A 14,730-nucleotide genomic window follows, 5' to 3' on the forward strand; every position below is an offset into this window, starting at 1 on the left:
CGTAATTGCAGGGTTTATCATTTAAAGTCTTATTAAACCCTATATTAAGCGTGCTATTAACTTATTCTATATCTTTCGTTACCTTTCATTTTATTGCGAAGTGTTTCGCGCTGTGCTACTGTAATTTCAAATCACGTATCTAACCAATAGCGTAAGCTGCTTGGAGAAAACCATGAATGCATTAAAAACGATTATAAATAACAATCGAGTAGGGCAAGCGCAGGGAATTTACTCTGTGTGCTGTGCACACCCGCTCGTTATCGAAGCAGCGATGTTGCAAGCTCTCAATGATGACACTGAAGTTTTAATTGAAGCTACGGCGAATCAAGTTAATCAGTTTGGTGGTTACACAGGTATGAAGCCCCATGACTTTGTTGAATTTGTCCATGCAATAGCCGAAAAGGTAGGGTTAGGTACCCAGCGCATTATTTTAGGTGGGGATCATTTAGGCCCAGTGTGTTGGGTGAATGAGCCTGCAGAGGTTGCGATGGAAAAAGCTGTTGAACTAGTAAAAGCCTATGCAAGCGCTGGTTTTAAGAAAATTCATTTAGATGCCAGTATGCCATGTGATGGCGATGGAGAACGTTTGGCTGATGCTGTGATTGCCGAGCGTGCAGCATTGATGTGTCAAGCTGCCGAGTCGGTCTCAGAAGATAACGATATTGTCTATGTAGTGGGTACTGAGGTTCCTCCTCCGGGTGGCGCTACTGAGGAGCATGATACGATTGAAGTGTCGCATGTTGAAGGTGTACAGCAAACAATAGAATTACATCAGGCTGCGTTTGCTAAATTTAATATTAGTGATGTGTGGTCGCGTGTTATTGCTGTTGTTGTGCAGCCAGGGGTTGAGTTTGATAATCATCAAGTATTTAACTATCAACGTAATGAGGCGCAAAAACTGAAAGAATTTATAACCCATGTCGACAACCTAGTTTATGAGGCTCACTCAACGGATTATCAGCCTGATCACTGCTACCATGAGCTAGTGCAAGATCACTTTGCGATATTGAAGGTAGGCCCACAGCTTACTTATGCACTTCGTGAAGGCCTATTTGCTTTATCTTATATTGAAGACCAGTTAGTTGATCCTGCCAAGCGTTCTAATTTACGTGATGTATGTGAGCGGATCATGCTTGAAAAACCGCATTACTGGAATAAATTTTACCCAACAGAAGGCGCTCAAGCGAAGTTATTTAGAGCTTACAGTTATAGCGACCGTATTCGTTACTACTGGCCTGAAGATGAAATAAAGCAAACGGTAGAAACCTTGTTTGATAATTTAGAAGAGCAAATCATTCCACAAACCTTGCTTAGTCAGTTTATGCCAATGCAATACAAAGCATTAATCAATGGCCAAATTAACTCATCACCGCGTGAGTTAGTACTTAATAAAATAATGGAAGTAACGAATACCTATTCGCTTGCTTGTAATCAATAGGTGGTGTTGAGAGAATTTATTATGACGCAGTATTTATTATTAAACGAAACAGAACTTAAGCAAAAGAACGCTTATTGGACAGCAAGAGAAATCTCTCAGCAGCCAGAATCATGGTTTAATACCGCCGCTATTATCGAAACACATCGAGCAGAAATAAACGCATTTTTAGCCCCGCTTCTGCCATTAAAGGAATTACAAATAGTATTAACTGGCGCTGGCACATCAGCTTATGTTGGCGAAGTATTAGCACCACACTTAACTGCCAAAACAGATTTAAATGTGCGCGCAGTCAGCACTACAGATATTGTGTCTAACCCACATGGTTTTTTACAAAAGGGTACGCCAACCTTACTTATTTCTTATGCGCGTTCAGGTAATAGCCCTGAAAGTGTCGCTGCGGTCGATATCGCTGAGCAAGTTGTTGAAAAATGCTATCACTTAGTGATTACCTGTAATGAAAGCGGTGAGTTAGCTAAAAGAGCTGCGATTAAAAGCAATAGCTTTAGTGTACTTATGCCGAAAGAAACCCTTGATGAAAGCTTTGCAATGACCAGTAGTTTTACTTCGATGTTGCTTTCAACGTTATGTATTTTTACCCCTGATGTTAATCAGCTCACACAAGTGACAAGGCAAACAGAGCAGCTGCTCGAAACTCAACTCGATGAGGTTAGGAACTTTGCGCAAACTGATATTGAACGCTTGGTGTTTTTAGGGGCTGGTTCCTTAATTGGTTACGCAAAAGAAGCGGCCTTAAAGTGTTTAGAATTAACGAATGGTGACTTAATTAGTTATTTTGAAACGCCACTCGGTTTTCGCCATGGCCCTAAAACTATTATTAACGATAAAACAGCAGTGTTGTTGATGGCCTCGAGTGATTTTTATAGTAGTTTGTATGATGCTGATTTATATAATGAACTATTAAATGACCAACAATGTTCTGCGGTCAAAAAGCTGGCTTTAAATACTGAACTGGTCGAGCTAGATGATGTTTGGCAAGGTCTGTATTATATTGTCTATTGTCAGATTTTTGCATTTTATAAATCAATGTCACTCGGTTTAACACCTGATAATCCTTGCCCTACGGGCGAAGTTAACCGTGTTGTAAAAGGGGTAACTATTTACCCATTAACTTCTCGCTAAGTAGTATTGGGTAAAGCATGGCTGTTTACGGACTTGATATTGGCGGTACAAAAATCGAAACCGCCATTTTTAATGATAATTTAGAGCAACAGCAAAGTTGGCGTATTACCACGCCAACCGATGACTATCAGCAATTTTTGCAAGCAATTTATCAGCAAGTGCTCAAAGCCGATAAGCTGACAGGTTGCCAAGGTGCTGTGGGCATAGGGATGCCTGGTATTGTTAATGATGCAGGTAAAGTGTTGTCGGCTAATGTGCCATGTGCCACAGGTAAAGTGATTGCCACAGATCTTCAAGCAATATTAAAACGCCCTGTTGCGATATTAAATGACACCCGTTGTTTTGCTTTATCGGAAGCAAATGGCGGAGCCGGTGAAGGTTATAGTCGGGTATTCGGTGCAATTGTTGGCACTGGTGCGGCAGGTGGTATGTGCATTGATGGTACTTTGTTTAACCAAGGCTTAGGTATGTCGGGGGAGTATGGTCATTTACCGCTGTCTGCGTATCTGCAACAAAAATATCAGCTGCCAGTTTTAAAGTGCGGCTGTGGTTTAAATGGCTGTGTCGAAAGTTATATTGCAGGGCCAGGTGTACAAACCTTGTATCAGCATATTACGCAATCCCCTAAATCAGCGATTGAATGGGCGAACGATATCAAGCGCTCTGATGAGCAAGCTTTAAAGGTGCTCGCCTGTTACTTAGACATTCTTGGTGAAACCTTTGCTGCCATTAGTAAAAGTTTGCACCCAGAAGTTATCGTGCTTGGGGGTGGGTTGTCGCTCATTGATGCAATAGTAGAAAAACTACCTGAGGCTATTCAAACTCATTTATTTTCAGGCTTTGCCGTGCCCGAAGTGAAGCGTGCAAAATTTGGTGATTCTAGCGGCGTGCGGGGCGCTGCAATAATAGGAAGTGTTCATGCTAATTCCAAAGCATCTTAATCGCTATTACTTAAAAGCCGCAAAAGTTGTTACTGATGATGCCGTTTTACTCGATCATGCAGTATTGGTCGAGCAAGGCAAAATTAGTGCTATTACCACGCAAATAGAGCCCGAGATCGAGGTAATAGAGTTAGGCGAACATAGCTTATTTCCGGGCTTTATCGATTTGCATATTCATGGCCGTGAAGGCTGCGATATTATGGACGGTACCCCTGAATCGCTTGAGACTATTTCTCGTTCTTTAGCAAAGCACGGCGTTACGGGTTTTGTTGGCACAACGGTGACCGCAGACTGGGACGTATCAATTCAAGCTTATAAAAATATGGCGACTGCTTATAAAAAAGGCTTGGCTGGTGCACAGTTACTGGGAGCTTATAACGAAGGTCTATTCTTTGCAGAAGCGCATAAAGGGGCGCATAACGAGTCATTTTTTTTAGAGCTCACTAAACAGCGATTTGATGAAATTTATGCAGCATGTGAAGGTTGTTTAAGCTCATTTGCGTTAGCGCCAGAACTACTTAAATCACCCGACATGATCCGCTATATCACTGATAAAGGTGTGCGTGTCATGCTGGGTCATACAGATGCTAATTTTGAGCAAGCATCACAAGCACTTGCTCATGGTGCTTGTGGTGGTGTGCATATTTTTAATGGTATGCGCGGTATTCATCATCGTGACCCCGGTTGTACCGGCGCACTATTAATGGACAACGATGCCATGGTTGAGCTTATTCCTGATGGTATTCATTTGCACCCGAGCATAATGAACATGGTATATCGTTTAAAAGGAGCAGATAAAATTGCTCTAATTACAGACTGTGTGAGCGCTGGAGGTTTACAAGATGGTCGCTACCGTTTAGGTGAGCTTCCTATTGTGGTTGAGCAAGGTGTTGCGCGAACTGAAAGCGGCTCTTTAGCTGGCAGCACATTAACCATGGAAGTGGGCGTTGAACGATTCTATAGCCTAACCGACGCGAGCCTAGTTGAAGCAACTAAAATGGCGAGTTTAGTACCCGCTGAGTTTTTAAATAAAGCGGAGCAAATAGGGAGTATTGCGGTAGGTAAACAAGCTAATTTTGCGCTGCTCGATAAAGACTTTTCTGTTCAAGCAACGATATGTGCGGGCAAGCAAATCTTTTAAAAGTTAAGTGAGAATGCAGGCAAAAGTATTCGATGCCATTGTTATTGGCAGTGGCATTACTGGCGGCTGGGCTGCTAAAGAACTGACCGAAAAAGGGCTCAATGTACTGCTACTGGAACGTGGTAGGCAGGTTGTGCACGGTACTGACTATATCACTGCCTTTAAAGATGATTGGCAACTGCCATTTCGCGACAGGCCCAGCTTACTAGAAAAACAGAATCAAGCTAAACAAGCACGCACTGGCTATGCCACCAAGCAGTCAATAAAGCACTGGTTTGTAAATGACTTACAGCACCCTTATCAAGAATCACAGCGTTTTGATTGGATCAGAGGTTACCACCTTGGCGGGCGTTCATTAACTTGGGGACGGCAATGCTTACGCCTCAGTGATATAGATTTTGCAGCCAACAAACAAGATGGTCACGGTGTTGATTGGCCTGTGCGTTATCAAGATATTGCGCCTTGGTACGATAAAGTCGAAGCCTACATTGGGGTTATTGGCGAAGCGCTGAACTTACCTCAGCTACCTGACGGACCTTACTTGCCTCCCTTCGCACTTAATGCAGTAGAACAGCAACTTAAACAAAGTTTATTAACCCACTACACTAATCGGCACCTAACAATCGGGCGAGTGGCGCATTTAACCAAGGCAAAACCTGAACAAGGTCGTGCCGTATGCAGCAAGCGCAACCGCTGTATGCGTGGTTGCCCAACCGGTAGTTACTTTAGTAGTTTAGCCTCGACCTTACCTGCAGCGATGCGTACTGGGCGACTCACTATTCAGACTCACTCCATTGCCAAAGAGATTATTTACAATCCAGATAGCGGGCAAGCCACAGGTGTGAAAGTAATTGATGCTGAATCTAAAAAAGAGCGTATCGAGCGAGCGAACATCATTTTTTGCTGTGCATCAACGGTAGCCACAACAGCCTTGTTATTAAATTCAACCTCTGCACGTTTCCCAAATGGCTTAGGGAACGATAGTGGAGAGCTTGGCCATAACCTCATGGATCACCATTTTAGGGTTGGTGCAACGGGTGAACCAAAAGGTTTTGCTGAGGACTTTAATGATGGCGACAGACCCGTTGGTTTTCATATCCCGCGTTTTCGAAACCTTGATGATAACGAGCAGCATAGCTTTATTCGCGGCTATGGCTATCAAGGATACGCAACACGCAAAGATTGGCGACGGGGCTTTAAAGAACTTAGCTTTGGTAAGGCTTTTCGAGAAGAACTTGCCAAACCTGGGCCTTGGCAAGTTGCATTGATAGGTTTTGGTGAATGCCTGCCTTATCATCGTAATAAAATGAGCTTAGATCCGGTATTAAAAGATCAATGGGGATTACCTTTAGTTAATTTCGATTGCCAATTTGGTGAAAACGAACAGCGAATGCGCGAGGATATGAAAGCGCAAGCTGTCGAGATGCTAACCAAAGCAGGTTACCAAAATGTGCAAGCTTACGATAAAGGCTCAGCACCGGGGCAAGCTATTCACGAGATGGGAACCGCGCGAATGGGGCATGATGCTAAAAGCTCAGTGCTTAACCGTTATAACCAAATTCATAGTGTGCGTAACGTCTATGTCACTGATGGCTCGTTTATGTGCTCGTCGGCTTATCAGAATCCTTCGTTAACCTATATGGCATTTACTGCAAGAGCCGCTGATCATGCTGTGCGGCATTATCAAAATGGAGTGTTTAATGGCTGATCTACAAAGGCGAAATGCGATTAAATGTTTAGCAGCATTATTAGGTGTCGCTATTACGCCAGTGGCTGCGACTCAATTATTTGATAAAACGGATGATAGCCATTTTGAGGTACTTAAAGCTGCGGCGCATCGGGATGTGGTCACGCAAATGCAGGCGGTTATTTTAGAGCTAGAGCCAAATGAGCAGCTGTACTTTGATTTAGTCGCATTTACAGATTTAATGCTAGCAAATACACTAACAGTGACTGAACGTACGGCATGCTTAAAAGGCGCTGAGCTGATTGCTGCAGGTGCTCTTTCATCGTCGCAATTAGCAGATAAACTCACTGGTTTATTTACTATCTCTTTGCAGCAGCAACAGCACATAATAGCGCAGCAAGCCTTACCTCTTTCAGAAGTGAGCCCTGATAAGCGTGACGAGTACTTAATTTATAAGTGTATTTTTACTGTGCGTGAATTTTTGCTACTGGGCTATTTCACATCAGAAAAATTGCAGGCTAGTTAAATAGTAAAACAACTGAGCCTGCGAACACGTTACTAACGCCAACTTGTTAGCTTGTGACCAATCAGCGCGTAATAAAGAATAAACGCATAGCAGGGGATCAACAAATAGTAAGCTTGTTGTGCATTGCCTGTGTACTGTGCAAATACACCGTATACCAAAGGCAATAGAGCGCCACCAGAAATCCCCATAATGAGTAATGCCGCGCCGGTTTGAGTTTTATCGCCAAGGTTTGCAAGGGCCATAGGCCAAATGGTTGGCCAAACGAGCGCATTCGATAAGCCAAGTAATGCAACAAATAACACGGTATCTGGAAAACTGTTATCAGCAAGCCAAAAGAGCACTAAGTTTGCAATCGCTGTTTGTTGCGGTTCAATCAAAATGATACCAAGTGAAAACACACAACCACTTAACGCAGAAAATATCAGCGCCTGTTGCTGACTAAAAAAGCGAGGAATTAACACAATACCTAAAACATAACCTAGCACCATAAAGCCCATGGTGTAAGAGGTGAGCTCAGCGAACTGCAATACCCCTTGCTCTTTGCCGTAAAGGCCAATGGTGTCGCCAGCAATGACTTCGGCACCTATGTAAAAGAATAGGGCTATCACGCCTAAAACTAAGTGTGGAAATTGCAGAACTGATTTACTCTCGCTGTTGTTACTTGATTGTGGTTGCTCGATATCAGGTAAGGGGGCTAGCATGATTAAAGCTGCTAAAATGGCTAACGCAATTGCCATTACAAAATAAGGTGTGATTAAACGATTTGCCAGTTCTTGTAACTGTAATTGCTTTTGAATGCTGTTCAATTGAGCAAGGGCTTCTGGACTAAAGCTAGCAATATCGCTAAACACAATCGCAGAGAAGAGTAGTGGAGCCACCACACCTGCGCTTTTATTAAGAATACCCATAATACTAATGCGCACGGCTGCAGTGTCTTTAGATCCAATTAGCACGATGTAAGGATTCGCAGCGGTTTGTAGTAAGGTGAGGCCACTACCTAGAGTAAATAAAGCAACTAAAAATAACCAATACGCTTGAGTTTGTGCCGCAGGAATAAACAGCAGTGCGCCTAATGCCATGGTGCCTAAACCAAACGACATACCATGCTTATAACTGAAGATTTGTAATATCTTAGCGCTTGGCAGTGCCATCACGGTATAGGCAATATAAAACACCAGAGTCACCATGTAGGCTTCTATATGGTTGAGATCGCAGACCATTTGTAAAAATGGGATCAAGGAGCCATTAAGCCAAGTTATAAAGCCAAATAAGAAAAACAAGCCACCAATGATCAACATCGGCAGTAACTGCGTGCGGTTGGTGTGTTCTGTTTGCTCTAACAGTGAGCTTTGTGTTGTCATTTTTGTCACCAAATAAGTTTATTGTGAAACAATCATAAAACAAATTTCGTAAGTTTTGAAAGTTTTATTTAATTTCGAAACTAAGTTTGGCTTTAAAACTGTAAATTGTGTAATATTGAACTACAAATTTGAAAGCAGCTATTAAAACAACAGGCCAGCTATGCTAACCACAATAGAAAGAAGACAAAAAATCGTCCTGATGACCGAGGAACATGGCAAAGTAAACGTTAAAGAACTTGCTAAAACCTTTGATATTTCGGAGGTTAGCATTCGCCACGATCTTAACGAGCTAGGTAAACGTGGCTTAGTTGTTCGTTCGCGTGGCGGAGCAATTGCTTGCGATAAACTCGCTAAAGAGCTTTCGGTGAAAGATAAGCATAATGAAAACTACGCTGTGAAAGTGCTACTAGCTAAAGCTGTAGCAAACTTAGTTGATGATGGCGACTCATTAATTATTGATTCTGGCACCACCACAGAAGAAGTTGCCAAAGCATTAACCAATAAGCAGGGCCTTACGGTGATGACAAACGGCCTTAATATAGCCCATGTGCTGGCTGATATTGATGATGCAAATGTGTTTATGCTGGGTGGACAATTACGAAAGAAATCAATGTCTTTCTATTCAAATGAAGTTGAACAAGCACTCAGTAAGTATAACTTTAAAAAGGTTATTTTAGGGGTTGATGGTATCGACTCGGAAGCGGGGATCACCACCCATTATGAGCCTGAGGCAATGTTGAATCGAACTATGTGTACCCGTGCAGATAAAGTTATTGCTGTGACCGACTCAAGTAAATTTGGTAAGCGTGCCTTGTATAATGTACTACCTCTAAAATCAATCGATGTGCTGGTTACAGACAAAAATATGCCAGCGGAGTTCATTGAATCATTAACGAGCTTAGGTATCGAGGTGATTACAGTTTAACTTTCCAGTTAAAAATAATTGCAAAAAGGTGGCTGTAGCTGCCTTTTTTATTATCTAAAAAGACCAAACTAGCCCACCTCACAGAAAATCTTCGAAAAAAAATATTATCGAAACTTTCGAAATTAAAACCTTATCTTTAAAGGCGTTCAGCGCCTTTTTTATTATTTTGAAATACCATTTCGTAACTATCGAAAGTTTCGTTAGGTAATTAATTGTTGATAGATTGTTTCGTTTTGTTATAAATTAAATGTAAGGCCTTACTCATTACCATTTTTATGGTGAAGAAATCTGAACATTTAAAAACAGGAAATCATCATGGCAACAACAACTAGAAAAAAATATTTGAGTGTGCTGATAAGCTCAATTCTGGCTTCATCAGTCAGTTTCGCCACAACTGCTCAACAACAAGAAAACGATAGTAAGGCCGAAGAAGATGTTGAGGTTATTGAGGTCACAGGGATCCGTAGCAGTATTAAAGAATCAAACTTTCGAAAGAAGGAAGCAACGACAGTAGTAGATGTTGTTGTTGCAGATGACATCGGTAAGTTCCCTGATGAAAATTTAGCCGAGGCATTACAGCGTATTCCAGGAATTACGATTACTCGTAATGGGGGGGAAGGGCAAAATATCCTCGTGCGTGGCTTAGGTGGCGGCTACAACATTACCACTTTGAATGGTCGTAAACTGGCTTCTGAAAACTCAGGACGTGACTTTAACTTTGACACAATTGCCTCAGAGTTAGTGGGAGCGCTTCAGGTTTATAAGTCGCCAGAAGCACGTTTAATTGAAGGGGGCATTGGTGCGGTTGTTGATATCGAAACTCGTAAACCATTAGATCAAGATGGCTTTACTTTGAGTGCTTCTGCAAAAGGGATTTATGAATCGCGAACAGGCGATGTTCACCCACATGCTTCATTCATCATAGGTGACAATTTTAATGACGATACCTTTGGTGTGCTTTTCTCTGGTGCTTATTCAAAGAAAACCTTACGTGCAGATACTTACTCAGCAAGCGGCTTTTTTGATGAAGAAGAAGGTTGGGGGGCAGACAGCGCGGGTGTGCCAGTCGACATGAATGGCAACGGAGAAATTGATGGGCAAAGTGAAATATTTGCCTCAAAAATCCCGAGTTACATGTATTTTGCCAATGCGCAGGATGTGCGTGAACGCGTCGGTGCGACGTTAGCAATGCAGTGGCGCCCAACTGATACCCTCGATATTAACTTCGATGCCCTTTATTCACGTTACAACACCGATGGTCATCGCTATCAAATCGGTTTTGTTAACTACGATGAAAGCTGGACGCCAGGCACGCCAGTCTTTACCGATGCAGAATTTGATGACACAGGTCGAGTTGTTTCCATGACGCAAACCGGTAACACTATGGTGGAGTTACTCAACTTAACGAATCCACGTAAAACTGATACTTATCAGTTTGCCCTTAATGCAAAATGGTATCCAATGGATGGCCTAACACTGGCTATGGATGTTGCTCATTCAAAAGCGAAAAACGAAAACGGTGGTGATAACCGCTTTATTGTAGCGCGTGGTTTTATTGACTCTATAGGTATTGATTACAACACTGGCAACATGCTGCCAGATGTTACCTTATCGCCAGGCTTGACTGCGGATCAATCTTACGGAGCTCACTATAGCCGTAACACAGGTACAGGTGTTGAAGACACGGTTAATGACTTTAAGTTCACAGGTACGTTTGTGCCTGAAAGTGATTTGGTGACCCGTATCGACTTTGGTTTAACTTATCTTGAGCAAACTAAGAGCCAACTTGAATATGCATCAAAAAATGCCAGCCAATTTAGTAATGGTGGTCAATATTTAGAACGCGATGGTTATGAATTTGATGACAGCACTGTTGTGAATGTAGGTGACTTTAACCTATTTGAAATTCCAAGCGATGTGTTTGTTGAGGCCAATTTCGATAACTTCTTAGAAGGCGAAAGTAGTATTACACCTGAGCCTTGGCCAAGTTTTGATTACGATAAGTTACTTGCTTACTATCGTTCAATTAATGCTGAAGCAACTGATAAAAGTATCGTTGCATCGCTTAATTCATCAGGTACTTATGAGGTAACCGAAGAAGTCTTGACTGCATATGCGCAAGTGACGCTCGAAAGTACTTTTGCAAAAATGCCGTACATGTTAAATGTCGGTATTCGCGGCTCGCAAACTGAAGTAAGCTCAAAAGGGTCTGTTTACGATTTATCATTAATTGACTTACAAGATGATGGTAAACCACTTGAAAATGGTTGGCGTGAAACCGTTGAGCAATCATTTAAAGGGGATTACAGCAACATTTTACCCAGCATGAACTTTAAGCTTAGTATTACTGATGATTTGATTTACCGTTTCTCTGCGGCACAAGTTATTAGCCGTCCATCGTTAGGTTATTTACGCCCATGGCTTGCGCCAAACTTTGATACTTACCGTGAAGGTTTACCTCAACTTTCTATGGGCGATTCATCGTTAACGCCTGAAGAAGCCAATCAAGCCGATATGACACTAGAGTGGTACTTTGAAGACAGTAGCTCGTTAAGTGGTGGGGTGTTTGTAAAAGACCTAAAATCATTTATCGATTACGTTGAAAGTCCTGTTGAAATCGAAGGTGTGCGCTACTTTGCATCTTACCCGGGTAAGAGTAAATATGGTGCGACTATCAAAGGTGCTGAGTTTGCTTATCAGCAATCACTAGAAAACTTACTGCCTGAACCCTTCAATGGTTTAGGGTTTCAACTTAACTACACCTATGTTGATAGTAGCTACGATGAGCCAGAACTGAAAGAGTCAGGCTTACCATTTAGAGGTATGTCGAAAAACTCTTATAATGCTGTGGTTTACTATGAACAATATGGTTTCCAAGCGCGTTTAGCTTATAACTGGCGTAGTAAATTCTTGTCGGATCCAGATGCGTGGGGTGGCCCTTATTGGATCTCTGATTATGGTCAGTTAGATGCCAGCATGAGCTATAACATCAGTGATCAATTCACTGTGTTTGCTGAAGCAACTAACTTAACGAATGAGCGTTATTGGGGTTACACCAAACGCACTGACCAAGTGAGTTATCTTGAGCGCTTTGGTACTCAAGTCGCCTTGGGTGTTCGAGCTAGTTTCTAATCTTTGAATTCCCAGTTGTTAGTGTTGTTCAAGCGCCTGCAAAGGCGCTTTTATTTTAAAATGAGGTTGTTATGGCAGGAATTAGTGTTTGGCAATTAGCCATTATTGCTGCAATTGTGGTGCTGTTATTTGGCACAAAAAAGTTATCCCGAATAGGTGGAGATTTAGGGACGTCAGTCAAAGGGTTTAAACGCGCTATGCAAGATAAACCCAATGATGAAGTTTAGTTCGCGATGACGATTAAATTATATTACTGCCTTGTTCAGGATCGCGAGATTGATCGGCTTGTTCGCGAATATCATCGGCGTCACTGCTAACGTCATCAAGGCTATGATCGTCGAGTGATTTTGGTGTTTGTTGCTCAGCGGTTGCATTGATACTTGGTTGCTCTGTATCGTTCTCGCTATTTAAGATAATACGTTCACGGGCGTCATCTGGCATACTAATTTGCTCTTCTAAGTAGGTATTTACTAGCTCTCGCATCAACTGTGAGGCTACCTTGATATGACTATGTTCTGCACTATTTACCCAAAAATAAATAGTTAAATTCAGTGTCGCTGAACCTAGTGAGTCAATCAGAACTTGGCTGGGTGGATCATTAATAACTGCGGGATGTTGATTGACCACTTTCATTGCTAATTGCTGGGCATAGCGAATGTCATTATCATAACCAATACCTACTGCAAAGTGGCCGCGCATTTTAGGGTTAGCAGTTAGATTTTTAATAACGTTTTTATATACAGTCGCATTGGGAATTTGAATATGATTACCATCAAAGTCAACTAAGGTGGTAGCGCGGGCTGTAACCTTTTTAACTACCCCTAAACGACCATCGACTTCAATAACATCATCAATACGAAAGGGGCGTTGCACACTGAGCAGCATGCTTGAGATAAAGTTTTCGGCGATATCGCGAAACGCAAAACCTAAAATAAGCCCGACTAATCCAGTACCACTCATAATCGCCACAGCAAAACTGGTGAGCCCAGCTAGACGCAAAAATAAGTACACACCAAACAAAATTATAATGATACTAAAAAAGCGCCTCGTGACGACATGTAAGAGTTTGCTTTCACTTACAAAACCAAGTGGTTTTATCAATAGATAGGATAAAGGACGGGCCAATAAATAGCAGATAATGATGGCTACAATACCTAATGTCAGGGCGGGTAACATTTGCCATGTAGTATGTAAAAAATGCGTAACCTGAGAATTTAAGTCTTGCCAAGATAAGCTTTCTAAGACTGGTTGCGATGCTACGGAAAGTGTTGGTGTAACTAAGTTATGTATTTGATTTTTTAATATTAAATAATAATTCATCGCACCACTCCATGGGTTTATTTGCAGTTTTTATAAGCTTAGCTTAATGCAAATCAGACGCCATTATTACTGGCAAGTTGTTTGCTACTTTATATCCATTAAGGCAAATTTTTAGGTCACTTATGACTAAGAATAATCGTGGTTTCAAAGCTCGTTCACCCATTGAGATCCCAATTCGAGGCTGGTGGGACATTAGCAAGCGGGTTTATCACAACCTATCACAAGACAACTTATCTTTCGTGGCGGCAGGCGTGGCATTTTATGCTCTGCTTGCGATCTTTCCTGCATTAGCCGCTACAGTCTCTGTTTACGCTTATTTTGCGTCCCCGACCGATATCCATGAGCAGCTTGATAAAGTCACAGCTATTTTACCAACAAGTAGTCGAGACATTATTTTGCTACAGGTTGCAGAGGTGACTCAGCAATCGCAAAAGGTGTTAAGTGTTAGTGCCATAGGGACTTTATTGTTAACGATTTGGAGTAGCAGTAAGGGCTGTCAGGCGCTAATAACAGCCTGTAATATCACTTATCATCAGCATAACAAACGACAATTTTTTATGGCGTTACTGGTACGCTTTTTATTTTCGCTAGGTGCCATTGTTGTTGCGCTGGTGGCCTTATTGATCATCGGTATTTTACCGATTGTGCTTAACCTAGTTGGTTTAACAGAGCTTATTGATTTGTTGATCAAGCTCATTACGTGGCCATTGTTGGCCATCACTTTTAATTGCGCTTTGGCATTTTTATATCGTTATGCGCCTCATCGAACTCCGGCAAAATGGCGCTGGATCACACCAGGCTCAATACTGGCTACTTTGCTGTGGATCATCGCATCAATTGGTTTTTCATATTATGTTTCCCAATTTGCAAGCTATAACGAAACGTATGGCTCATTAGGTGGAGTAGTGATTATGTTGATGTGGCTCTATATCAGCGCATACATCATTATTTTTGGTGCAGCAATCAATGCCAGTGCTGAGCAGCAAACTGTGGTTGATAGCACTATAGGGCCTGAGAAAGAGGTGGGTCAACGCGGAGCGACTGTGGCGGATAAATTAACTAAGCAGCAAAATAAACATTCTCTTAAACAGAATGATTAGCGCGAATTTTACTCATGGT

At 42.0% G+C, this 14,730-nt stretch carries 12 protein-coding genes; 10 read left to right on the forward strand and 2 right to left on the reverse strand.

Annotation, left to right across the window (positions count from 1 at the left end; all coding sequences use genetic code 11):
• Positions 1-172 precede the first annotated feature (172 nt).
• Genes J3455_RS07460 through J3455_RS07485 form a run of 6 tightly spaced genes read left to right on the forward strand, consistent with a single transcriptional unit; the run spans position 173 to position 6,873 of the window.
• Positions 173-1,438: a D-tagatose-bisphosphate aldolase, class II, non-catalytic subunit gene (locus J3455_RS07460; RefSeq protein WP_349561451.1), complete on the forward strand. Its 1,266-nt coding sequence runs from the start codon at positions 173-175 to the stop codon at positions 1,436-1,438.
• 21 nt (positions 1,439-1,459) lie between these two features.
• A complete protein-coding gene (locus J3455_RS07465; RefSeq protein WP_349561452.1) occupies positions 1,460-2,578 on the forward strand; it encodes an SIS domain-containing protein in 1,119 nt (372 codons plus the stop codon).
• A 17-nt stretch (positions 2,579-2,595) separates the two neighbouring features.
• On the forward strand, positions 2,596-3,519 hold the full coding sequence (locus J3455_RS07470) for an ROK family protein (RefSeq protein WP_349561454.1): 924 nt from the start codon (positions 2,596-2,598) through the stop codon (positions 3,517-3,519).
• A complete protein-coding gene (gene nagA / locus J3455_RS07475) occupies positions 3,497-4,660 on the forward strand; it encodes an N-acetylglucosamine-6-phosphate deacetylase (RefSeq protein ID WP_130050527.1) in 1,164 nt (387 codons plus the stop codon). Before J3455_RS07470 ends, nagA begins: the two co-directional genes overlap by 23 nt.
• Positions 4,661-4,673: 13 nt before the next feature.
• Positions 4,674-6,368, forward strand: a complete 1,695-nt coding sequence (locus J3455_RS07480) for a GMC oxidoreductase (RefSeq protein WP_297330565.1) — start codon at positions 4,674-4,676, stop codon at positions 6,366-6,368.
• The gene (locus J3455_RS07485) at positions 6,361-6,873 is read left to right on the forward strand and encodes a hypothetical protein (protein WP_256854260.1); all 513 of its coding nucleotides are present in this window, start codon (positions 6,361-6,363) and stop codon (positions 6,871-6,873) included. Before J3455_RS07480 ends, J3455_RS07485 begins: the two co-directional genes overlap by 8 nt.
• Before the next feature lie 32 nt (positions 6,874-6,905).
• On the opposite strand, the gene J3455_RS07490 is transcribed toward J3455_RS07485, so the two are convergent.
• Complete coding sequence (locus tag J3455_RS07490) at positions 6,906-8,234, reverse strand: sugar MFS transporter (protein ID WP_349561455.1); 1,329 nt, start codon at positions 8,232-8,234, stop codon at positions 6,906-6,908.
• 160 nt (positions 8,235-8,394) lie between these two features.
• Here J3455_RS07490 and agaR point away from each other — a divergent pair, with 160 nt between their 5' ends.
• The 3 genes from agaR (at position 8,395) to tatA (ending at position 12,518) form a co-directional block, all read left to right on the forward strand.
• The gene (gene agaR, locus J3455_RS07495; protein ID WP_130050530.1) at positions 8,395-9,159 is read left to right on the forward strand and encodes a transcriptional repressor AgaR; all 765 of its coding nucleotides are present in this window, start codon (positions 8,395-8,397) and stop codon (positions 9,157-9,159) included.
• 315 nt (positions 9,160-9,474) lie between these two features.
• Positions 9,475-12,291 (forward strand): TonB-dependent receptor, encoded by a 2,817-nt coding sequence (locus tag J3455_RS07500; RefSeq protein ID WP_349561456.1) that lies wholly within the window; start codon positions 9,475-9,477, stop codon positions 12,289-12,291.
• 71 nt (positions 12,292-12,362) lie between these two features.
• The gene (tatA, locus tag J3455_RS07505; protein WP_130050532.1) at positions 12,363-12,518 is read left to right on the forward strand and encodes a twin-arginine translocase TatA/TatE family subunit; all 156 of its coding nucleotides are present in this window, start codon (positions 12,363-12,365) and stop codon (positions 12,516-12,518) included.
• A gap of 13 nt (positions 12,519-12,531) precedes the next feature.
• Here tatA and J3455_RS07510 read toward each other — a convergent pair whose 3' ends face one another.
• Complete coding sequence (locus J3455_RS07510; RefSeq protein WP_130050533.1) at positions 12,532-13,611, reverse strand: mechanosensitive ion channel family protein; 1,080 nt, start codon at positions 13,609-13,611, stop codon at positions 12,532-12,534.
• Between the two features lie 122 nt (positions 13,612-13,733).
• Here J3455_RS07510 and J3455_RS07515 point away from each other — a divergent pair, with 122 nt between their 5' ends.
• The gene (locus J3455_RS07515) at positions 13,734-14,711 is read left to right on the forward strand and encodes a YihY/virulence factor BrkB family protein (protein ID WP_349561457.1); all 978 of its coding nucleotides are present in this window, start codon (positions 13,734-13,736) and stop codon (positions 14,709-14,711) included.
• Positions 14,712-14,730: the final 19 nt, after the last annotated feature.

Source organism: Pseudoalteromonas sp. NFXS39, from assembly GCF_040148775.1.
GTDB lineage: Bacteria > Pseudomonadota > Gammaproteobacteria > Enterobacterales > Alteromonadaceae > Pseudoalteromonas > Pseudoalteromonas apostichopi.

Coding starts and splice junctions, on each gene's coding strand:
- J3455_RS07460 (WP_349561451.1), top strand. CDS start 173: ATGAATGCATTAAAAACGATTATAAATAACAATCGAGTAGGGCAAGCG.
- J3455_RS07465 (WP_349561452.1), top strand. CDS start 1,460: ATGACGCAGTATTTATTATTAAACGAAACAGAACTTAAGCAAAAGAAC.
- J3455_RS07470 (WP_349561454.1), top strand. CDS start 2,596: ATGGCTGTTTACGGACTTGATATTGGCGGTACAAAAATCGAAACCGCC.
- nagA (WP_130050527.1), top strand. CDS start 3,497: ATGCTAATTCCAAAGCATCTTAATCGCTATTACTTAAAAGCCGCAAAA.
- J3455_RS07480 (WP_297330565.1), top strand. CDS start 4,674: ATGCAGGCAAAAGTATTCGATGCCATTGTTATTGGCAGTGGCATTACT.
- J3455_RS07485 (WP_256854260.1), top strand. CDS start 6,361: ATGGCTGATCTACAAAGGCGAAATGCGATTAAATGTTTAGCAGCATTA.
- J3455_RS07490 (WP_349561455.1), bottom strand. CDS start 8,234: ATGACAACACAAAGCTCACTGTTAGAGCAAACAGAACACACCAACCGC.
- agaR (WP_130050530.1), top strand. CDS start 8,395: ATGCTAACCACAATAGAAAGAAGACAAAAAATCGTCCTGATGACCGAG.
- J3455_RS07500 (WP_349561456.1), top strand. CDS start 9,475: ATGGCAACAACAACTAGAAAAAAATATTTGAGTGTGCTGATAAGCTCA.
- tatA (WP_130050532.1), top strand. CDS start 12,363: ATGGCAGGAATTAGTGTTTGGCAATTAGCCATTATTGCTGCAATTGTG.
- J3455_RS07510 (WP_130050533.1), bottom strand. CDS start 13,611: ATGAATTATTATTTAATATTAAAAAATCAAATACATAACTTAGTTACA.
- J3455_RS07515 (WP_349561457.1), top strand. CDS start 13,734: ATGACTAAGAATAATCGTGGTTTCAAAGCTCGTTCACCCATTGAGATC.